This window comes from Salinibacter sp. (assembly GCF_036626415.1).
In the GTDB taxonomy this organism is placed as follows: Bacteria; Bacteroidota; Rhodothermia; order Rhodothermales; family Salinibacteraceae; genus Salinibacter.
This window is the reverse complement of record NZ_JAZKRW010000025.1, coordinates 1-20788: the sequence shown is the minus strand read 5'-3', so window position 1 is coordinate 20788 and position 20788 is coordinate 1. Positions and strand designations below refer to the sequence as shown.

Below are 20788 nucleotides of genomic sequence, written 5' to 3'. Positions count from 1 at the left end.
TCCGACCCGTCGCGAAACCCGTACGCCGCAGTCCGTACTGACACATCAGTTTTGCCGTGTATCTTGGCGCCAAAGCCGTACCACCTTAAAAGGCACGAAGAGGGTTTGGGGATTGCGTGTTACTTTCGGTCAAAGCGTCGCGGCAATACCTAGATGCAGAAAGATCATGATGCAACATGATCGTGCTCAGTCGCGGGCACCCATCGAACGCGCGGCATCCTTTTGTCCTTCGCGTCCTGAATTACGCACTGCGTTCCCGCTCTTATGACGACTCCCGATCGCCCCCCTCGCCAGTCTTCCCGGCCCGAGATGTCTGAGACGAAGGCCCCTGCCCACGACGAGCCTTCTCTCTTTGAGAAGTGTCATCGCTTCTTCGATCCCTCGGGCGACTACGCCAAGTTAAAACGGGCGGACCTGTACCCGTATTTCCGCCCCATCGAAGAGAGCGAAGGCTCGCGGGCCGTCATGAATGGCGATGAGCTCGTGATGGCAGGGTCGAACAACTATCTTGGGCTCACCGCGGACCCCCGTGTGAAGGAGGCGGCGCAGGAGGCGACGGCCACGTACGGCACCGGCTGTACGGGCAGCCGCTTCCTCAACGGCACGCTCGACCTCCACCTGGAGCTGGAGGAGCGGCTGGCCGACTTCATGGGGAAGGAGAAGGCCGTGTTGTTCTCCACCGGCTACATGACGAACGAAGGCGTGCTCGAAGCCGTGGCGGGACGTGGCGACATCATTTTTTCGGACAAAGACAATCACGCCTGCATCAACGCCGGGGCGCAGAAAAGCCTTGCGGAGACCAAGCGGTACCGCCACAACGACTTTGATCACCTCCGGAAAATGCTGAAGCGGGCCCACGCCGAGCGCCCGGACGCGGGCAAGCTCATCGCCACCGACGGCGTCTTCTCCATGAGTGGCAAGATTGCACGGGTGCCCGAGCTGCTCGACCTTGCGGACGAGTTTGACGCCGCCCTCATGCTCGACGACGCCCACGCGATTGGGGTCGTGGGCGAGGGCGGGCGCGGGTCGGCCTCCACCTTCGGCCGCAAGGACGATGTGCACCTCATCACGGGCACCTTCTCGAAGAGCTTTGCCTCCATTGGGGGCTTCTGCGTCGGGGACCGGGACGTGGTCGAGTACATCCGTCACGAAGCGTCCACGCACATCTTCAGTGCGTCGATGCCGCCGTCCACCGTGGCCACGGTCCTGAAGTCGCTGGAGATTCTCCAGAACGAGCCGGAGCGGCTCGACCGGCTGCACGAGATCTCGGACTACATGCGCGACGGCTTCCGCAACCTGGGCTTCGACGTGTGGGAGAGCGAGACGCCCATCATTCCCGTCGTCATCGGCGACATGGAGCAGTGCTTCCGCTTCTGGCGGGCCCTGATCGACGAGGGCGTCTTTGTCAACGCCGTGGTGCCGCCCGCCGTGCCGAAGGGGCAGGCCCTCATGCGGACCTCCTACATGGCCACGCACTCCGACGAGGAGCTCGACCAGATTCTGGACGCCTTTCACAAGGTCGGCAAGAAGCTGGGGGTGATCGGGACGAACGGCCACGGTACGTCTGTGGGCGCGTAGGTCCGTCGCTGAACAGCGGCCCCATGTGGTCCGTAATGACGCCGTCGTTTTCCGACACCCCGTCGGAAGCGGCGGCGTTTTCTCGTTGTCCCTCACAGGTCCCTCCCCTCGCATGCCGGCTTCCGCCACCGCCGTGACCATCCGCCCCGTGGAGGGAACGCGCGATCGGCAGCGATTCATCGACGTGCCGTACGATTTCTATCCGGGGCGCTACCCGCAGTGGGTGCCGCCGCTGCGCCGTGACGTGAAGGACACGCTCGACCCGTCCTCGAACGCCTTCTTCGAGCACGGCGACATGCAGCTGTTTTTGGCCGAGGACGCTTCGGGCGCGGCCATCGGGCGCATCGCCGGCATCGTGAACGGCATGCACCTGCAGAAGCACGAGGACGCGACCGGATTCTTTGGCTTCTTCGAGTGTGTGGAGGACTACGCCGTGGCCGAGGCGCTCCTCGATGCCGCCGCCGACTGGCTCCGCGAGCAGGACCTGGAGCGCATGCGCGGCCCGGCCAACCCGTCGCTCAACGACACGGCCGGGTTGCTGGTGGATGGGTTCGACCGGCGGCCGTCGGTCCTCATGCCCTACAATCCCCCGTACCACGAGGCCTTCTTGGAGCGCTACGGGCTCGAGCGAGCCATGACGATGTGGGCGTATTACCTCCACAAGAAGTACGCGGAGTACGAGCGGCTGCAGCGAGGGGTCGAGATTGTGAAACGGCGCACGCCGGGCCTCTCCCTGCGCACGCTCGACATGGACCGCCTCGAGGAGGAGGTCCGCACCGTCCGCGAGATCTACAACGACGCGTGGTCCGAAAACTGGGGCTTCGTGCCCATGACGGAAGGGGAGCTTCAGCAGCTCGCCGACGAGTTGAGGCAGATTGTGGACCCGGAGATTGTTTTCTTCGTCGAGCACGAGGGCACCCCGGTGGGCTTCTCGGTGGCGCTTCCGGACGTCAATCAGGCGCTGCAGCACGTCCCCGATGGCCGCCTCTTTCCGTACGGGGTGCCGTCCGGCCTCACGACGCTGTTCCTGCACATGCAGTACGGCGTCCACAAGTGTCGCATGCCCCTCATGGGCGTTCGGAAGGACTACCAGGGGAAAGGGCTGGACAGCATGCTCGTCCTCGCCACCATCGAAAACGGACCGGCGAATGGCTACCCGGCCTGCGAGATGAGCTGGGTGCTCGACACGAACGACCGCCTCAAGAACCACGTCGAGTCGCTGGGCGGCGTCGTGGATAAGGAGTACGCAATGTTTGAGACGGCCCTTCCAGCCCACGACTGAGGACGCGCCCGGTCGACTGCACGTTGACGCCCGTCTTTCGAAATCATCCCCCCACGATGGATCCCGAATTCGTCTACTTTGACCTCGACGACACCCTGCTCGACCATCAGAAGGCCGAGCGGAAGGCCCTGGCCGACGTGCGGGCCCGCTACCTGACCATCTTCGGGGCCCTCTCGGTCGACGAACTGCAGGAGACCTACCACACCATCAACGCTCCGCTCTGGCGCCGGTACGCCGACGGCGAGATCGGCAAGCGGACGGTGCAGCAGCAGCGGTTCGAAGGGTTGCTGGAGGCCGTGGACGCCCCCCACGCCGACGCGACCCTCATCGCCCGGTACTACATGCAGCGCTACGCCGAGCACTGGGCCTTCATTCCGGGGGCACAAGACGCGTTTGGGGCCATCGCCGATCGCCACCCGGTGGGGCTGCTCACGAACGGCTTTGCGGAGGTGCAGGAGAAGAAGCTCGACCAGTTCCCCGAGCTCCGCGAGCGGTCCGAGGCCCTCGTGATTTGTGAGGACGTCGGCGTTCTCAAGCCCGATCCGGACATCTTCGACCACGCCACAGAAGTGGCAGGCGTTTCCCACGAGGACGTGCTCTACGTCGGCGACTCGTACCAGTCCGACGTGGAGGGCGCCCAGCCGGTGGGGTGGCGCGTGGCCTGGTACGCCCGGAACGGCACCAACGGCCAGTCGACGAACGAACGAAGCTTCGCCTTCTCGGACTGGGCCGAGCTGCGCGACCGGCTGTGCTGAGGGCTACCCGAAAAGCTGCCGGAACGAGTCCAGGAAGACCTGCACGGCGCGCGGCTCGAGCAGAATTGTGAGCACGACCCCCGCAAGGGCCCCGCCCACATGGGCCTCGTGGGCGATCCAGTCCCCCACGCCGCCCTGTTGCTGGTCCCCGCCCATCGCGTAGATCGACCCGAATACGTACCCGAAGGCGAAGAGAATGGCCGGGATGGGCAGTGCGAAAAACAGATAGAGGTTGCGAAGCGGAAAGAACACGCAGAACGCGAACACGACCCCACTGATGGCGCCCGATGCCCCGACGGCCGAATACTGCGGGTCGCTGCGGTGCGCGGCGAACGTGAGGGCGTGGGCGGCGAGCTCGGAGCCAAAGTAGAGCAGCAGAAACGCCCCGACGCCCAAAATGCCCTCCAGCAGGGGCCCAAAGAAATAGAACGTGATCATGTTGAAGGCCAGGTGCGTGCCGCTCGCATGCACAAATCCGGCGGTGAGAAACCGGTAGAGTTCACGGTGCGCCCGGATGCGGTGGGGCCGGAACGACAGCTCACGGAGGAGGGACGGGTCACTGAAGGCGTAGAGGCTCACGCCGAGGTTGGAGAGCAACAGCGCGAGCGTGACGGGGGCTTCGAGAAGACGCTCCATTCAGTGGACGGGCGGGGGGAAGGGCGCGTGGGGGAAGCGAAGAGCAAGCAGAGGACAACGAGAATGAAGAGGGGAGGCTGCTTCTCCCAACAGGGAGGATGCGCACACCCGCAGTCCATCCTCACGCCGCGACGGGAGAGACGTGATCGAGAAGCGACTCGAAGACGAGTCGGCCGTCGTCCCCTCCGAGGAGCGACTCCACGCAGCGCTCCGGATGGGGCATGAGGCCACACACATTGCCCGCCTCGTTTACGAGGCCGGCGATGCCGTGCACCGAGCCGTTCGGGTTGGCGTCGCCGGTGACCTCGCCGTCCGCCGTGCAGTAGCGGAAGAGCACCTGGTCGTGGGCCTCGATGCGGGCGAGCACGTCCTCGTCGGCGTAGTAGCGGCCTTCGCCGTGGGAGACGGGAATCGTCACGACTTGGCCTTCCGTCAGGGCGTTCGTGAAGGGGGTGTCGGCGTTCTCGACGCGGAGAGGGGTGTCCTTACAGATGAAGCGGAGCGACTCGTTGCGCAGGAGGGTGCCGGGCAGGAGCCCCGCCTCGCAGAGGACCTGAAAGCCGTTGCAGATGCCGAACACGAGCCCCCCCGCCTCGGCGAACCGCACCACGTCCTCCATGATGGGCGAGAAGCGGGCGACGGCGCCGGATCGCAGGTAGTCCCCGTACGAGAATCCGCCCGGCACGACCACCACGTCCACGTCTCCGAGCGTCTCCTCCTCGTGCCAGATGAGCCGCGCCTCCTGGTCGAAGACGTGGTGGGCGGCGTGGTACGCGTCGTGATCGCAGTTCGACCCGGGGAAAACGACGACGCCGAAACGGACGGGCATGGGAATTCAGAGGGATGGAAGCCAGAGCAGCGATGGGGGAGTGGGGGCGTATTCCGTATTGCGCATCTCGCACGATCCACCACTCGCTGTTTGCGCAATACGAAGTACGCAATACCGGTCCGTTCGAAGCAGGGCTTGGACGGAGGGAACAGTCGCTGACGAGAAGGGCAGGCCCCTACGCGTTCACGTAATCGAGCCACGCGCTCCCGTCCACGTAATCGTCGATCACGGACGGGGTCTGCGAGCGTCCGTACGAGGCGAGCAGGCGCTCGACCTTTTCCTGGAACGACTGCAGGCAATTGGAGATCAGATCGCTCCGGAAGCCCCGATCCCCAAGCTCGATGACCATCTCCATCGTCACGACGCGTCCCAGAACGCGGCCCAGGTCCACGAGCTTGCGCTGCGAGAGTGACTGGTCGACCTCAAAGTCGAGCGCTTCGGAGACGTACTCCGTCGCGCGGGCGGTCGGCTCGTGGTCCTCCAAAAACGAGCGGAGGTTCCGCTCTTTCGTCTGGCGCATGGACTTTAGAATCGCCTCCGAAATCTGCTGGTAGAGGACGTCGTTCGAGCCCTCGAAGATCTGGAACGGGCGGCTGTCGACCACCGAACGGCCGGCCACGTGGTCGAGCCGGTATCCCTTGCCCCCGGTCAGCTGCAGGAGCGACTGGGCCGCATTCTGCATGAGGTCGGTCACCACCGTCTTGGTGGCGTTGGCCGAGAGGGCCTCGCCGGCGAGGTTGTTGTCGGTGCCGGCGTGCTCGCTGGTATGGAGACACATGGCCGAACATGCCGTGTAGGCGGCCTGGATGTCTGCCACGCGGCGCTGCACCTGGTCGTACTCGAGCAGCGGCTTGCCGCCCACGAACCGTTCCTTGCAGTGTGCCAGGGCCTCGTCGAGGATGCGCTGGAGGAAGCCCATGCCCATTCCGGGAAACTCGATCCGGCTCCGGTGCAGGGTGTCGAGCATCATCTTAATGCCCGTGCTCTCGGGCTGCAGGCGGTGCTCCGCCGGGACCTGAATGTCGACGTGGTTGCGCCCGTATGGAATCATGTAAAGCCCGAGGTTTTCGTAAAACTCCTCCACCTCGATCATCTGCTCCGGCCGGTTCATGTCGGCGACGAAGAAGTCGATGTCGCGGCCCAGGTCGCCATTGGCGCCCTGCCGTCGGGCCGTCACGAGCCAGAAGTCAGCCCAGCCCGTGAGGCCGGCCCAGTGCTTCGTGCCCGTGAGGTGATAGTCCCCATTCTCCATCTCCGTGTAGGAGGTTTCCATGCTGAGGGCATCGGTCCCGTAGTCGGGCTCTGTGATCATGAGGCCGCCCAGGTTTTTCTCCTCGATGAAGCGCTCGAAGATGGGGGCCTTGATGGGATCGGCACCGTACTTCGTGAGGGGCTGCAAAAACAGGGCGCCGTTGATGCCCAGGGTCAAGGAGAGGGCGAGCGACTCGTAGGAGGCCGTGGCAAGAATCGACTGGCACTCGTGGACGTGGCCGCCCCGTCCCCCGTACGCTTCGGGAATAAAGACCGAGAGCGGGGTCATCGACTGAATCTCCCGCATCATGAACGGCGGAAGGCCCCGCTGCGTGCTCACGGAATCGAAGTCGCCCCGCATTCTGAAGACCTTGTGGAGCTTCTTGCGGAAGGCGTCCCGGAACGTCTCGAATTCAACGGAGGTCCCGAGGTCTTCGGATACGTAAGAGGCGATGCTCATTGTGTGGGGGGTCTCGAGGAGACAGTGGGCCCGAATCAGGGGCCGTAGGCGGAGTACGGGTGCTGCATGATCATCTTCTCACAACGAGTGCACGTTGAAAAAGATCGATTGTAGAAGAGGGATCTGCAAACGAAGCTGCAACAAATCGTCGGAGTGGCCCCAAGAACATGTTGCGTTCACGCCGCGGGGAGGGGAAAACCGGAGGGCCGGCCCGAATAGAACTACGAAAAGGAGGAAGGCCGAGGTTCTTTCGGCCTTCCTCCTCTCGGAGAGTGGGAGCGAAGGACGCCGGGGGGCCGGCAGTCTCCCGTGTTGCCTAAAACAGGAGGTCCTAGAACGGGAGGTCGTCGTCGGGCTCGAACGTGTCCTCGTCCCCACTGCCCGAAGAGTTCTGCTGCTCAGGCTGTGGGCCGGAGGGCCCGGCGGGCTGTTCCTCACGGGTCTGGTCAAGGTCCTCCTCCCCGCGTGCCTGGTTGAAGCCGTCCATGTCTGCTCCCCCCTGCCGGTTGCTGTCGAGAAACATCATCTCCTGGGCCTTCACCTCCGTCGAGTAGCGCGTGTTGTCGTCGCGGTCTTCCCAGGAGCGGGTCTGGAGCTTCCCCTCGAAGTAGACCTGAGAGCCCTTGTCAAGGTACTCGTTGCAGATCTCTCCGAGCCGCCCCCACGCCACCACGTCGTGCCACTCGGTGTTTTGTACCTCGTTGCCGTCGCTGTCGGTGTAGGTCTCGTTGGTTGCGAGGGACATGTTGCAGACGGCCGTCCCGCTGCCGGTGTACCGGAGTTCGGGATCGTCGCCGAGGTTGCCGATGAGAATAACCTTGTTGACTCCGCGTGCCATGGTGACCACCTAGCCGTATTGTTCGAAGATCGATGAGCGCCCGAGCCCCTCCTTTTGCAGTTCTGACTGCAATCCTGGACTGCCCTATACGACGAGCCGCGGGAAGTGTCCCGAGCCGTCGCGACGCAGACGAACGGCAAGGGAAGAGCGCAGACCGCAATTCGTTCCATAGACACACGGAGGGGCCACAACATAACGCATCTCCCAAACAGAAAAAATGAAGCGGCCCCGGGCACGACAACGGACAGAAGCGGTTGGGCCTGCGGCTGCAGGCAGGATGGTCTCCAATCAGCACCCCTGCTCAATCCCCTCACAAAGAAAGCCGGGCAGATGCGCTCACCCAAAGACGCATCTGCCCGGCAAGGATGGAGGCCTCCTGGGGACTGTAAGGTCCCGCACAACGTGACCGCGCACGCGACCGACGCTGTACATTGGTTTGCATGCAATGCATGTGCCAACCTGGGATGCCCCGGCCGTTTTGTGAATGAGCGCCGGTCCATGCAGGGCGGGGCGTACGCTTCGTCACACAGTTGTCCGCCCCACTAGACAGGGGGCGGGGGCTAGCGGCCAGACGACGACGTGAGTTGGGCCTCTTCGGCAAGCTCCTCCAAAAACTCGAGCGTCAGTGCGTTAAACGTGTCCGGGTGCTCAATCATCGGGGCGTGCCCGCATTCGTCGATGAACTCGAGGCGGGCGTTCGGCATCCGGTCGCGAAATTCCTCCCCCACCTCGGGCGGGGTGACGATGTCGTTTCGTCCCCATACCAGCAGCGACGGCATGTCGAGTTGTGAAAGCCGTTCGGTGACGGTTTCTTCGTCGGCCGAGCGGGCGATCTTGAGCAGGCGAAAGGCCCGCGGCCGGTCGTTTACAATTTCGAGCATGTCGTCGACCAGCTCCTCGGTCGCGTGGGCGGGGTCGTAGAAGGTCATCTCGGTGCGTTCCCGGATGAACTCGCGGTCTTGGCGTCGGAAGAACGAGGACCCCATTGTGGTTTCGTAAATGCCGGACGATCCGGAGAGCACCATGGCGTGGACGTTCTCCCGGTGGTCCAGCGCGTAGAGAAGCGCGACGTGGCCCCCGAGCGAATTGCCGACCAGGATGACGGAGTCGAGATCGAGCGCCTCCACGAAATCATGGACGTGCCTTGTGAGGCGTGGCACGCCGGTCTCCGACAAGGGAAAGTCGTACACCGGAAGGATGGGAGCAAGCACCCGGTAGCCGTTGCCCGAGAGGGCCTCGACGGTGTCGACCCAGTTGCTCAAATCCCCCAGCATCCCATGCAGAAGGACGATTGGGGGCATGGGAGAATCAGCGGGGCCCTCCACATTGTACCTGAAAGAGCCTGTTTCGTGGATGGGAAAGGGGGTTTCGTGCATACGTCGTAGACTCGTCGTCAGTGAGGGCGGGCCGCTTGAGGGTATGTGGGGCGACGTTCTGGGCGACGGGGGGCGGGCATCGGATCCAGCCAAGCCCCCAGTCCGGTTGGTGGGGAACAGCAGAAGGCCCCGAGGCGCGTAGGCAAAGGCCGTGTAGATTCCCAAATACGTCTTGCAAGAAACGCACGAGGTCAGTAACATTCAAAGCTCCGAAGCCCAACGGGTTCACCCGTCTTCCGTGGTGCCGCTGGGTCGAGGCAGCGAGGGCAACGAAGATTTGCGAAAGAGATCGACGCAGCGAGCGGCAGGAGTCCTTCCGAAAAAGGGTCTCCTGCTCTGCGCTAGAGAAACTGAATTTTCGGTATTCAGTATGAAAACGGATCGTTCACTCCATATCTTTCTTTTCCAGCCCGCCAATTGTTCATGAAGAAGACGTCACAGAAACGTGCCGCTCGAATCGGAGTGTGCAGTGCACTGGCCGGGGGGGCGGTCGGGTTTGCATTGGGCATGCTGTTCGCCCCGAAGCGGGGGCCTGATGCTCGTCGCCGCGTTGCGTATCAGCTGGAGCGGCTGTCGGCGCAGACGGAGGGGTTTTTCCGCCGGCTCCTTCAGTCCGGGGCCGAGAGGGAGGGCCGTCGCGACAGTGATGCCGTGGTGGAGGACGCTGAGGCCCGGGCCGATCACATCCGTGACGACATCGACACGCTTATGGAAAAGCTTCGCCAGGCATCCCAGGCCGAGGACACGGACTGACCCCGTCTCGCGCCGGAGTGGCCCTCCGCCCGCTCCCTTCTCTACCGCCATCGATTGACCGACCCATCTCTACATGCCAGATCTGACCGTCCTGCTGTCCCCCGCTGACCAAAAGCAGCCTGGGGGAAATCCGTTTGCCCCGGACATGTTTGATTACCGCACGTCGGGCACGTTCAACTACTACGACGCCCTCAATCCCGACCGGCGTGAACTGATCGATACGCTCCAGGAGGTGATCAACGAGTCGGACGATGAGGCGCTCGCGGAGGTGTTTGGGGTAGAGGACTATCAGCTGGAGGAGGCCATCCGCGTCAACGAAGAAATCTACGACGCCCCGCTCATGTCGGCGCTCGACCGGTACAGCCCAGGGGTGATGTACGCCGCCATGGACTTTGCGAACCTTCCGACAGGGGCCCAGCGCCGCCTTCTCGAAAACGGAGTCATCCTGTCTGGCCTATTTGGGCTCTTGCGTCCCGACGACCTGATTCCGAACTACCAGCTTGGCATGGGGGTCTCCCTGCCGGACGTAGGGCCGGTGGCCGACTACTGGCGGCCCATCATCAGTCCCATGCTCAACGACAGCCTTGAGGATCGGTGGGTGTGGGATCTGCTCCCCGAGGTGCACCGAAATGCGTGGACCGACGAGCACACGTACACGGCCCGCGTGGAGGTGCAGTTCGAGCGCGTCGAGGATGGAGAGCGGGTGCCCATCACCGGAGAGGACCTGGAGGTGCAGCGTGGTCAGTTCGTGAACTTTATCGTGCAGGAGACGGCCGAGGAGATGGAAGACCTTCGCGAGTGGTCGGAAGAGGAATCCGACGAACTGACGTTCGACGAGGACGCCTCCACCTACGACGAGGACACAAAAACCTGGACGATCGTCATGGTACAGGAGTAAGCCGACTTGTCGGCGAATCTGTTCGAGCCCCTGCTCTGATTCCCCCATTGCCAGCGCATGCCTACCCCTCGCGTCCCGATGCCCATGAACCCTCCAGTCGTTATTGGCATTGCTGGCGGATCTGGATCGGGGAAGACGACGGTCCTCCACCACATCATTGAAGAATTCGGGGCGGACCCGATTGCCGTCCTCGACCACGACGCCTACTACCGGGATCTTTCTCACCTCTCTCCCGAGAAACGGGCACGCTTCAACTTCGACCATCCCGATGCGCTGGAGACCTCGCTCATGCGGGAGCACATCGACCACCTCATCGAGGGACAGGCGATCGAGAAGCCGGTGTACGACTTCACCACGCACACGCGCCGCGAGGAGACCGAGACGGTAGAGCCGCGGCCCGTCATCATTATCGAGGGCATCCTCGTGCTGGCCGAGTCGGCCCTGGAGGAGCGCATGGACATCAAGATCTACGTCGACGCGGCCGACGACATTCGGCTCATGCGTCGCATCCGCCGAGACATGCAGGAGCGCGGGCGCTCCATTGAGGGCATCCTGCGCCAGTACGAGCGGACGGTGCGCCCCATGCACCTTGAGTTTGTGGAGCCCTCGAAGCGGGAGGCCGACATCATCATTCCGCGAGGGGGGCACAACGAGGTGGCCACCCAGATGGTCATGTCGCGGATTCAGGAACTGCTCCGGCTGGTGGAGCAAGGGACGCTGCAGGCGTAGCACCGCCGCGGTGCCGAAGAGAGAACGGACTACCCCCTGTTTGTCTCTGTCAGCCGGCGCACGCCCCACAGCACGAGATGCGGGGCGTGCGACGTCTCAGGGCCGAGGGGGGCGGTGAGAAGGGAGCTCCAGCCGCCCGTGAGGACCAGTTGCGGGGCGTCGGGGAGCCGGTCGGCGAGGCGGTTTGTCATGCCCTGCACGCTGTCGATGAAGCCCCACAGGATGCCGCTCTGCAGGGCCGCTGCGGTGGAGGCGCCTATGGGTGTGGCCGGAGGGTGCAACGGCACGTTCGGAAGCTGTGCGGTGCCGCCCTGAAGCGCCGTGCGCGTGAGAGCCGGGCCCGGCCCGATTGCTCCGCCCTGATAGACGCCGTCCCGGTGCACCACCTCGTAGTTGACCGCGGTCCCGGCGTCCACCACGATGACGCTGCGGGGCGGGGCGCGCCCGTGCCGGACCCACCCGGCGGCCGCTGCGGCCAGCCGATCGGTGCCCAGCGTGTCGGGGGTGTCGTAGTCGAGGGTGAAGGGCAGTGTCATGTCGGGCCCAATGATCGTGACGGGGGCGTCCGTGACGGCCTGGAGCGCGCGAGTCACGGCGTCGGTCCAGGCAGGGACGACCGACACGAGCCCGATCTGTTCGATCGTCTCGTCGGCCAGGGCGGAGGCGAGGGCCTTCCGCCAGTAGGCAGCCGGGTCGGGGGCCTCGTCGGGAGGGTCGATGGAGAACGTGCGGTCGAGCTCCTCCTCCGAGAAGAGCCCTCCCTTCACGGCGCTGTTTCCGACGTCGAGGGCAAGAAGCATGGTGGGGGAAGAGGCGATGCTTGGGGCGGACCGGTCCTCAGCGCTGGCTCGTCACGTCCTCTGCGTGGACCGCGGTGGTCGTGCCGTCGGCCGTCCGCAGGCGCAGCGCCCCGGTCTTCGTGATGCCCTGCACCGTACCCGTAAGGGCCTCGTCGGTGCCGGGGACGTGGAGGGTCCGAGTGGCCCCGAGGGAGGCGAGGCGCGTACGGAACGCAGCGCGGACGGACGCAGCGTCGCCGGCATGCACGGCGTCGTACCGGCGTTCGAGGGCCCGGAGGAGGCGGGCCAGGAGCGGGGGCCGCGGCACAGAGCGGCCAGTCGTGAGGCGGAGCGAGGTGGCCGTGTCGGTCAGGGCGTCGGGGAAGTCGGTTTGATTGACATTGAGGCCGACCCCCAACACGACCACGGCGTCGGTGTTGGGCGGGGCGAGGGACGATTCCAGCAGGATGCCGCAGGTCTTGCGGCCCTCCAGGAGGACATCGTTGGGCCACTTGAGGGCGGCCGCGTGGGGCGAGACGAAGGCCTCAACCGCCTCGGCGACGGCCACGCCCGCCGCCACCGTAAGCAGGCCAAACCGGTCCGGAGACAGCGTGGGGCGGAGCACGACCGAGAAGAGGAGGTTGCGGCCCTTGTCGGCCGTCCAGTCGCGCCCGTGTCGGCCCCGTCCGGTCGTCTGGTAGTCGGTGAGCACCGTGGCGCCCTCCGGCGCACCCTCCGCCGCCCACCGGGCCGCCCGCTCGTTCGTCGAGCCGACCTCCTCGAAGCCGCGCATCGACTGTCCGAGGCGGTCGGTAGAGAGCCGGTCCTGCGTGTTCTCAACGAGGGGCAGAGACATAGAAGAGAGCGTCGGTGCAGGAAAGCAGAGGGCATCTGCGGCGGTGCGTGCGGGGCCCGGCGGTCAGCGGGTGTCGTACCCGTAGTACGCCGAGACCGTGCGAAACTGGCGGGGTGCCCGGAGGGGCACGTCCACGAGGGCCCGAACGCGGGTCAGGTGCGGCACCCAGGCGGCATCGGGGGCCCGGCGGAGGCGAAGCGTGACCTGGCTCCGTTCGCGAAACAGCAGAAGTTGGCTGGCGCGGGTGGTGGTGAGGCCCACGAGCTCGTGCGACGCGCGGTCGATCGTGAGCCGGGCGTACCGGATGCTCTGGTCGGCGCCTCGCTCGTCCAGGCGCGCCTTTGCCTCCACCACGTGGGTCGGCGTGCCGTCCAGGAGCGAGTCGCGGCGGAGGGCGTACCGGTAGGCCTCCTGCGTCCGGGCGGCGAGGTACGCCGGGCGGTCGGGAAGGGCCTGGGGCGCCACGTTGCCGGGACGGGCGCGGCGGGACTGCGCAGGGGTGAGGCGCGCCAGCAGCCCACCGGCCTGGAACCGGCCCGCCGAGTCGGCCCGCTGGATCGTTCCGGGGGCCGTACCGGGCGAGTATCGGAGCGTGCGCGTGCGATGCGCCGTGACGGCCCCGGTCGTGTCCAGCTGCTCGGTGCGCACGTGTCGGGTGACGGCGTACGCGTCGAGGCGAGCAAAGGCCGAATCAAACGCCGTCCGATTCAGCCGCGAAAGAACGGCCAGCACCGAGTCCCGCGGCACGTCCGTGGCCTCCGTCGTGTCGAGGGCGCCGAACGCGGCGGATCCTCTTCCGTGCTCCGGAGGGGAGGTGCAGCCCAGACTTCCGACCACGAGGAGCCACCCGCCCATCACGATATGTAAAAAACGGGCGCGTTTGAGAGGGGCGGGCTGCATCACTCATCGTCGGTTTATATGTTGGGACGCATTCCGGTACCGCTAGCCCAAACCCGGACAAAAGTTTCGGTCCGCGCAAGGGGCTTCGTAAAGTCTTCGGGGCGTTCGGGCATTGACGCTCGCAATTGACCGTGCACAGATGGACTCTCCTACGCACGATTCGCCGTACGATTTGCTTCTCGACACGGCCGTGCGGGCGGCGCGGCAGGCCGCCGCCGTCATCCGGGAACAGGCCGGCACGCCCAGCGACGTGCGCGACAAGGGCCAGAACGATTTTGTGACTGAGGCCGACGAGCGGGCCCAGGCGGTTATCGTCGAGCACCTCCGCGAGATGTTTCCACGGGACGCCATCCTCGCCGAGGAAGGAGCGGCGGCCGACGGAGACCCACCGGTCGTCTCGGGGCGGCGTTGGATCGTGGACCCGATCGACGGCACGACGAACTTCATGCATCACGTGCCGCCCTACGCCGTCAGCATTGCGCTGCAGGAGGAGGACGAGATTGTGGTTGGCGTGGTGCTGGACGTGCCGCGCGACGAGCTGTTTACCGCCGTGGCCGAGCACGGCCTCCAGGTGAACGGGAAGGCGGCGGGCGTAAGTGGGAGGAGTGCGTTCGAAGAAGCATTCCTGGCGACGGGGTTCCCGTACCGCCGCTTCGAGCATACGGAGCGGTACCTGGACGTGCTGGCCGGCGTGCTCCGCGAGGCCCAGGGGGTGCGTCGGCACGGCTCCGCGGCCATCGACCTGGCGTGGACGGCCTGTGGCCGGTTCGACGGCTTCTTCGAGACGGGACTCAACCCCTGGGACGTGGCGGCGGGCGCCCTGCTCGTGCGCGAAGGCGGCGGGCGGGTCACGAACTACCACGACGAGGCCGGGCTCACGCCCGTGTTCGACCAACAGATGTGCGCCACCAACGGGCCGGTGCACGCCGGTCTGCTGGCCCAGCTGGCCCCGATGGACGACGTGCGGCTGTGAGGAATGATGCGTGAGGAATGATTTGTAAGGAGTGATGCGTGAGCTCCGCCTCCTCGATACCGATCTCACGAATCACGTCTCACGAATCACGGAAGAACGACCTCCTCGATACTGCTCTTCAAATTGAACTTGATACGCCATGGACGGTCACGATCTGCTCGACGGAAAGACGGGTGTCATCTTCGGCGCCCTCAACGACGACAGCATTGCCTGGTCGATCGCGCAGGCCTGCCACCGCGAAGGAGCGGAGTTTGTCCTCTCCAACGCCCCGGTGGCCCGCCGCCTCGGCTCGCTCGACGAGCTCGCGGACGAGACGGACAGCCCCATCATCTGGGCCGACGCCACCGACGACGAGGAGCTCGCCGCCCTTTTCGAAGACGTGAAGGACGAGTACGGGTCGATCGACTTCATCGTCCACTCCATCGGGATGGGCGTCAACGTGCGCAAGGACGTGCCCTACGAGGACCTCAACTACAACTGGTACGAGCAGACGCTCGACGTCTCGGCCGTGAGCCTGCACCGCATCGTGAACCACGCCCTCGACACCGAGGCGATCGACGACGGCGGGTCGATCCTGGCGATGAGCTACATTGGGGCCGAGCGCATCTTCTCGAAGTACTCGGAGATGGGCGACGCCAAGGCGTTGCTGGAAAGCATTGTGCGCTCCTTCGGCTACCGGCTTGGTGAGCGCAACATCCGCATCAACGCCATCTCCCAGAGCCCCACGAAGACGACCGCCGGCTCCGGCATCGAGGGCTTCGACGCGATGTACGAGTTTGCCGAACGCGTCGCCCCCCTCGGCAACGCCGACGCCGACAGCTGTGCCGACTACGCCGTGACGCTTCTCAGCGACCTCACGCGCATGGTCACCATGCAGACGCTCTACCATGACGGCGGCTTCTCCAGCATGGGCATCTCCGACGCGATCGTGGAGGCGATGGAGGAGTCGTTTGCGGACGAGGAATAGCGAGTGAACGTTGCGTGTTCAACGGTCCAGCGTTCAACCGACCGACGTTCCAACGCGGTGATCGAGCTGTTTGTAACGGACATCGACGGGTGCCTGGCTACGCCCTACGAGGCGTACGACCTGACAGGCCTCAACACGCTTCGTCGGCTTCCGGGCGAGGCGGAGACGGCCCCGGCCCTCACCGTCTGCTCCGGGCGATCCTACCCGTACGTCGAAGCCATGACGCAGGCGCTGGCCCTCACGACGCCGGTGCTCTTCGAAGGCGGGGGCGGGCAGTTCGATCCGGTGGCGGCCCAGACCGCCTGGAGCCCACACCTGACCGACGCGGTGGAGGAAAAGCTCCGCGTCGTGGAGCGCTGGTTCGTGACGGAGTGTGTCCCGGGCACGAGCCTCTCGCTCGACCATGCCAAGCGCACGCAGACCGGCGTCGTCTCGCCGGAGGCGGACGAGATTCGGGCGCTGCGGTCCCGCACTGAGCAGTTTGTGGCCGAGGCGGCGCCCGGCCTCCATGTCTTTTCGACCGACGTCTCGGTGGACGTCGTCCCGCCCGGGATCACGAAGCAAGAGGGCCTCGAATGGCTGGCCGACCGCCTGGGGCTGGCGCTGGACGAGATGGCGTACATTGGTGACGCCGAGACCGACCTGGAGGCCCTCAATGCGGTCGGCACGTCGTTTGCCCCGGCCAACGCCGACGCGACGGTGCGGGACCAAGTGGACCATGTGACTCAAGGGACGGTTCTTGAGGGCACCCTGGACGCCTACCGATACTGCCGAGCCCAGAACGAGTCGTAGCGTGGGTTCCATCACGCACTGCGCCGAAGAGCTGGAGTTGAACTGTACACGCCGATGTGCCATGCGTACGATAGGATGGGTGCTTGTTCTTGGGGGACTGGTGAGCGGTCTGTGTGCGGCTGTCGCCCAGCCCAGCGCCCCGACCGACACGACCCGGATGAGCGCCCCGACGACGGCGGAAGCGGCGCCGGAACGGCTTGACCGCCGAGGCGGGGTGCTTCGGAGGACGCCGCTGTTTTACGTGGCCGAAGAGGCCACCGTCCTTCACAACCGCCCAAGTCTGAACGCCCCAGTGACCCGGCTGTCGCTGCGCACGCCCGTCCGCCGCCTGTCGTGTGAGGGGGGCTGGTGCCGGGTGCGGACCGACACGGGCACCACCGGCTACGTCGCCGACACGGCCCTCTCCAATGTCTGGATCCGTGTCTCGAAGGCCGAGCGGCGCGTCTACGTGTACCGCGGAGCAGAGCTCGCGCACACCTTTGAGGCGGACATGGCCTACAACTCGTTCTCGGACAAGCGGCGCAACGGAAGTGAGGACCGCCCCGACCACTGGCGCACGCCCGAGGGGACGTTCTACGTGGTCCACAAAAACCCGCAGAGCCAGTTTCACAAGGCCCTCGTGCTCAACTACCCGAAGGTGGAGGACGCGCGCCGGGGGCTGGACGCCGGCCTCATCTCTCGCTCGCAGTACGAGGCGATCAAGCAGGCGCAGGAAGAACACCGAATGCCGCCCATGGGCACGGACCTGGGCGGGTGGATTGAGATTCACGGCGACGGCACCGGCGACGCGACCGCCTGGACACAGGGGTGCGTGGCCATTCGCAACGCGGCCATGGACGTAATCTGGGAGCAGGTGCCCGTTGGGACCCCGGTGCTCGTCGAGTAATGGCAACCGGTGGAGTCCCGCCCACACACGGGCCCGGACCGGGAACGCCTTCGGACCGGGCTCCTACCATCGTAGCACAATTTCACCCATCTCACCGATTACAGGATTGTATCATGCTTTCGACCCGCAGTATTGCCGCAGCGTTCGCAGGCGTTCTTTTCCTCTTTGTCGTTGGGTGTGGCGGGGGCAGCAGTCCTACGGCGCCGCCGGACGGCTGGCAGACCTCGGACATGCACTGGTGGGCGGAGGGGGTCGACACCTCGGCGGTGTTCATTAACCTCGACAGCCTCTCCGGAATGGGCGTTGAAAACGCAGAGGTGCAACTGTCGGCGAGCGGCGACGTCACCCAGGAGCAGTTCCAGGCGGCAATCAAGCGCAGCCTCCTGCCGCTCTACCGCAACAATCCCAGGGTCGTCGACTCGCTCTTCGGGGAGTACGCCGCCCCGCAACTGGAGGAGGTGGACCTGAGCGGGGAAGTCCTGCAGAGCAGCGGAGAGCTGAAATCAGATCTGCTGAACAAGAATCAGAAGGTGGCCTACGAGGCGATCACCGAGTACTTCCGTGAGCCCCAGCGCGAGCAGTCCCCCGACAACATTCCCTGGCCCGACAGCCTGCGGTCGGACGAGTACTCCGGTGTCGTGCAGCTGCAGGTGCACCTCGCCGTGGAGGGCGAAGGGGAAAACGCGACCTCCCGGGCCGACGCCGTGGAGGTGCGTTCGGGCCCGCACCCGACGCTCAACCGGATTGCCCTGAAGGCCGCCACCCAGGCGACGTGGCAGCCCGCCTACGTCCTGGAGGACGGCAACTGGACCCCAATCGACAGCTGGGTCCAGTTCGACATTCCGTTCCAGATGCGGTAGTGTAGGGGCGACGCACTGCGTTTGGAGCCGACGTGCTCGGCCCCTCGGCCTCGTGCGGAGGGGCCGAGCGTGTTTGAGGGAGCTGGCGGGGGGACATGGAACGGCGTGGACCCGCTAGGCCACGAGGACGCCGGCGACCGTGGCGGTGAGCCACGACGCAAGGGCGCCCCCGAGCACGGCCCGCAGGCCGAGCGCCGCAATCTCGCTCTTCCGCGACGGCGCGATGCCCCCGATGCCCCCGATCTGGATCGCGATGGACGAGAAGTTGGCGAACCCGCACAGGGCGTACGTGCCGATGATCATGGACCGCTCGCTGATCGTTCCCTGGAGGTCGCGCAGCGAGGCGTAAGCCACGAACTCGTTCACGGCCACCTTCTCGCCGAGCAGCGTGCCAAACTGCAGGATGTCGGCCGCCCCCACGCCCATCGCCCACGCCAGCGGGGCGAAGACGAACCCGAACACCGCCTCCAGCGAGAGTGCGTCGAAGCGGCCGCCGGACGCCTGCGCCACGAGCTCGTTCACGTTGTAGAGCTCGACGCCGTAGACCACCGGCGCCCCCACCCACTCGAACCCGGCGTTGATGGTGCCGATGAGGGCCAGGAAGGCGAGTAGCATGGCGCCCACGTTGAGGGCGAGGCGCAGGCCGTCGGACGCGCCGTTGGCGGCGGCCTCGATGACGTTGTCGGCCTCCTCCGTGTCCTGAATTTCGGCCCCGCCCTGGGTCTTGGGCGTCCCGGTCTCCGGCACGAGAACCTTCGCCATCACGATCGCCGCGGGCGCGCTCATCACCGACGCCGACAGAAGGTGCTTCGCGAACAGCTGCCGCGACTCGGGAGAGTCCCCGCCCAAGAACCCGATGTAGGCGGCCAGCACCCCGCCCGCGATCGTCGCCATGCCGCCCGTCATGAGCGTCATGATCTCGCTGCGCGTCATGTCCTCCACGTAGGGCTTCACGGCCAGGGGGGCCTCCGTCTGCCCGATGAACACGTTCGCCGCGGCGGCCAGCGACTCGGCCCCCGAGATGCGCAGGGTTTTCTGCATGATCCATCCCATGCCGTTCACGAGCGGCTGCACGACGCGCAGGTGGTAGAGCACCCCCATCAGCGAGGCGAAAAAGATGATCGTCGGCAGCACCTGGAAGGCAAAGTTGTTGCCCTCGTCCGGGTTGCCCAGGTCGCCGAAGATGAACTCCGACCCCTCGTACGTGAACGACAGCAGCGTGTCAAAAAAGGTCGCGAGGGTGTCGAACAGCATCTCCCCCGGCCCGGTCTTCAGTACGAGGAACGCGAAGACGAGCTGCAGCCCAATCCCCATGCCCACGAGGCGCCAGTTGATGGCCTTGCGGTTGGTCGAGAAGAGCACGGCGATGCCAATGAAGACAGCCAGGCCGATGAGGCCGCGAAGCAGAGCGACGGGAAACGACATGAAGGCGCGTGTGGATGATAAGACGAGGGGAGTATGGCGAGCGGAGCCCTCCCTCCAAGCCGAGCGTAAGATAACCACCATGGACGCGAACACAAGTGTCCCCCACGCGAGGGGGCGTCGTGCCCAAAAACAACGAGGGCACCCGGCGGAGGCCCGGTGCCCTCGAAGAGGGAGATGAAATGAACGCTCAATTCCCTAGCGATCCGAGCTCGAGGAAGACCCCGTCGAGGAGGAGTCCATGGACGATTCCGTGGTGTCCGACGGCGTCCAGGTGTTGTTTCCCCGGTTCATGTCCGGCAGAATCTGGTTCGGGTCCAGGGCGATGCGCTGCAGGGGGCCGTCCGTCACGCGAAGGGTGTTGGTGTCCTGCGTGTAGAACGCCTCGGCGGGGATGCGTCGCTGCTCCGTGGAGCCGTCCGCGTAGGTGAACTGCACCGTCACCGGCAGCATCAGCTCGTCGCGCTGCGCCACCGTCACCCGCGTCGTGTCGCCCGTTGCGACGGAGTCGACGGCCTGATCGAGCGCGTCGGTCTCGTAGAACCAGCTGCGCCAGAACCAGTCCAGGTCCTCCCCGCTCACGTCCTCCATGGTGCGGAAGAAGTCGGCGGGCTTGGGGTGCTTGTACGCCCAGCGGTCGAAATATTCCTTGAAGGCGGAGTCGAACCGCTCGGGGCCCAGCACGTGCTCGCGCAGCACCATCAGGCCGTAGCCCGGCTTCAGGTAGGCGAGGAAGCCGAGGGCGTCGTCGCGCACCCGATCGGCGTACGTCATGATCGGCTGGTCGCCGAAGGGCGAGCCCATCATCTTCGTCGCGTAGTTGGAGAGGCCGCCCATTACCTTCGCCGGGGGCACTCGGCCCTGCCCGTAGAAGTCGAGCGCCGAGTACTGGTTCATGAACGTGTTGAGGCCCTCGTCCATCCACGCCCAGCGGCGCTCGTCGGACCCCACGACCATCGGAAACCAGG

Annotated in this window: 21 protein-coding genes; 11 read left to right on the top strand and 10 right to left on the bottom strand. The window is 65.4% G+C overall.

The genetic code is table 11. The features are described 5' to 3' along the window. The first annotated feature begins 309 nt into the window (after nucleotides 1-309). From V5A20_RS04750 to V5A20_RS04740, 3 genes are all read left to right on the top strand, one after another. On the top strand, nucleotides 310-1578 hold the full coding sequence (locus tag V5A20_RS04750) for an aminotransferase class I/II-fold pyridoxal phosphate-dependent enzyme (RefSeq protein ID WP_332315249.1): 1269 nt from the start codon (nucleotides 310-312) through the stop codon (nucleotides 1576-1578). Between the two features lie 112 nt (nucleotides 1579-1690). After that, nucleotides 1691-2860, top strand: a complete 1170-nt coding sequence (locus V5A20_RS04745; RefSeq protein WP_332315250.1) for a GNAT family N-acetyltransferase — start codon at nucleotides 1691-1693, stop codon at nucleotides 2858-2860. A gap of 56 nt (nucleotides 2861-2916) precedes the next feature. After that, nucleotides 2917-3615, top strand: a complete 699-nt coding sequence (locus V5A20_RS04740; protein WP_332315251.1) for an HAD family hydrolase — start codon at nucleotides 2917-2919, stop codon at nucleotides 3613-3615. 3 nt (nucleotides 3616-3618) lie between these two features. On the opposite strand, the gene V5A20_RS04735 is transcribed toward V5A20_RS04740, so the two are convergent. From V5A20_RS04735 to V5A20_RS04715, 5 genes are all read right to left on the bottom strand, one after another. Continuing rightward, complete coding sequence (locus V5A20_RS04735; protein WP_332315252.1) at nucleotides 3619-4251, bottom strand: rhomboid family intramembrane serine protease; 633 nt, start codon at nucleotides 4249-4251, stop codon at nucleotides 3619-3621. 121 nt (nucleotides 4252-4372) lie between these two features. Next, on the bottom strand, nucleotides 4373-5080 hold the full coding sequence (purQ, locus tag V5A20_RS04730) for a phosphoribosylformylglycinamidine synthase subunit PurQ (protein ID WP_332315253.1): 708 nt from the start codon (nucleotides 5078-5080) through the stop codon (nucleotides 4373-4375). 175 nt (nucleotides 5081-5255) lie between these two features. Beyond that, nucleotides 5256-6791: an acyl-CoA dehydrogenase family protein gene (locus V5A20_RS04725; RefSeq protein ID WP_332315254.1), complete on the bottom strand. Its 1536-nt coding sequence runs from the start codon at nucleotides 6789-6791 to the stop codon at nucleotides 5256-5258. A 331-nt stretch (nucleotides 6792-7122) separates the two neighbouring features. After that, nucleotides 7123-7629 carry a single-stranded DNA-binding protein gene (locus tag V5A20_RS04720; protein WP_332315255.1) on the bottom strand — a complete coding sequence of 169 codons (507 nt, stop codon included), beginning with the start codon at nucleotides 7627-7629 and terminating at the stop codon, nucleotides 7123-7125. Between the two features lie 560 nt (nucleotides 7630-8189). After that, complete coding sequence (locus V5A20_RS04715) at nucleotides 8190-8930, bottom strand: alpha/beta fold hydrolase (RefSeq protein ID WP_332315256.1); 741 nt, start codon at nucleotides 8928-8930, stop codon at nucleotides 8190-8192. A 498-nt stretch (nucleotides 8931-9428) separates the two neighbouring features. On the opposite strand from V5A20_RS04715, the gene V5A20_RS04710 reads away from it, so the two are divergent. The 3 genes from V5A20_RS04710 to udk all read left to right on the top strand — a co-directional run bounded on the left by V5A20_RS04710 (nucleotide 9429) and on the right by udk (nucleotide 11385). Continuing rightward, nucleotides 9429-9758: a YtxH domain-containing protein gene (locus V5A20_RS04710; RefSeq protein ID WP_332315257.1), complete on the top strand. Its 330-nt coding sequence runs from the start codon at nucleotides 9429-9431 to the stop codon at nucleotides 9756-9758. Between the two features lie 73 nt (nucleotides 9759-9831). Then, nucleotides 9832-10656: a YaaA family protein gene (locus V5A20_RS04705; protein WP_332315258.1), complete on the top strand. Its 825-nt coding sequence runs from the start codon at nucleotides 9832-9834 to the stop codon at nucleotides 10654-10656. A 57-nt stretch (nucleotides 10657-10713) separates the two neighbouring features. Then, complete coding sequence (gene udk, locus V5A20_RS04700) at nucleotides 10714-11385, top strand: uridine kinase (RefSeq protein ID WP_332315259.1); 672 nt, start codon at nucleotides 10714-10716, stop codon at nucleotides 11383-11385. 29 nt (nucleotides 11386-11414) lie between these two features. On the opposite strand, the gene V5A20_RS04695 is transcribed toward udk, so the two are convergent. The 3 genes from V5A20_RS04695 to V5A20_RS04685 all read right to left on the bottom strand — a co-directional run bounded on the left by V5A20_RS04695 (nucleotide 11415) and on the right by V5A20_RS04685 (nucleotide 13920). After that, nucleotides 11415-12185: a type III pantothenate kinase gene (locus tag V5A20_RS04695; protein WP_332315260.1), complete on the bottom strand. Its 771-nt coding sequence runs from the start codon at nucleotides 12183-12185 to the stop codon at nucleotides 11415-11417. A 37-nt stretch (nucleotides 12186-12222) separates the two neighbouring features. Beyond that, nucleotides 12223-13020 (bottom strand): biotin--[acetyl-CoA-carboxylase] ligase, encoded by a 798-nt coding sequence (locus tag V5A20_RS04690; protein WP_332315261.1) that lies wholly within the window; start codon nucleotides 13018-13020, stop codon nucleotides 12223-12225. Nucleotides 13021-13083: 63 nt separating this feature from the next. Further along, nucleotides 13084-13920: a hypothetical protein gene (locus V5A20_RS04685; RefSeq protein ID WP_332326818.1), complete on the bottom strand. Its 837-nt coding sequence runs from the start codon at nucleotides 13918-13920 to the stop codon at nucleotides 13084-13086. Between the two features lie 139 nt (nucleotides 13921-14059). Between V5A20_RS04685 and V5A20_RS04680 the strand changes: the two genes are divergently transcribed. From V5A20_RS04680 to V5A20_RS04660, 5 genes are all read left to right on the top strand, one after another. Continuing rightward, a complete protein-coding gene (locus tag V5A20_RS04680) occupies nucleotides 14060-14893 on the top strand; it encodes an inositol monophosphatase family protein (RefSeq protein ID WP_332315263.1) in 834 nt (277 codons plus the stop codon). A gap of 139 nt (nucleotides 14894-15032) precedes the next feature. Further along, nucleotides 15033-15860 (top strand): enoyl-ACP reductase FabI, encoded by an 828-nt coding sequence (locus tag V5A20_RS04675; RefSeq protein ID WP_332315264.1) that lies wholly within the window; start codon nucleotides 15033-15035, stop codon nucleotides 15858-15860. Nucleotides 15861-15917: 57 nt separating this feature from the next. Continuing rightward, nucleotides 15918-16652 carry an HAD family hydrolase gene (locus tag V5A20_RS04670; protein ID WP_332315265.1) on the top strand — a complete coding sequence of 245 codons (735 nt, stop codon included), beginning with the start codon at nucleotides 15918-15920 and terminating at the stop codon, nucleotides 16650-16652. 61 nt (nucleotides 16653-16713) lie between these two features. Further along, a complete protein-coding gene (locus V5A20_RS04665) occupies nucleotides 16714-17538 on the top strand; it encodes a L,D-transpeptidase family protein (protein WP_332315266.1) in 825 nt (274 codons plus the stop codon). Between the two features lie 113 nt (nucleotides 17539-17651). Then, nucleotides 17652-18398: an energy transducer TonB gene (locus V5A20_RS04660; RefSeq protein WP_332315267.1), complete on the top strand. Its 747-nt coding sequence runs from the start codon at nucleotides 17652-17654 to the stop codon at nucleotides 18396-18398. A gap of 114 nt (nucleotides 18399-18512) precedes the next feature. On the opposite strand, the gene V5A20_RS04655 is transcribed toward V5A20_RS04660, so the two are convergent. Next, the gene (locus V5A20_RS04655; protein ID WP_332315268.1) at nucleotides 18513-19823 is read right to left on the bottom strand and encodes a NupC/NupG family nucleoside CNT transporter; all 1311 of its coding nucleotides are present in this window, start codon (nucleotides 19821-19823) and stop codon (nucleotides 18513-18515) included. Between the two features lie 195 nt (nucleotides 19824-20018). After that, nucleotides 20019-20788: M1 family aminopeptidase (locus tag V5A20_RS04650; RefSeq protein WP_332315269.1), on the bottom strand; the 770-nt coding region annotated here is incomplete at its 5' end.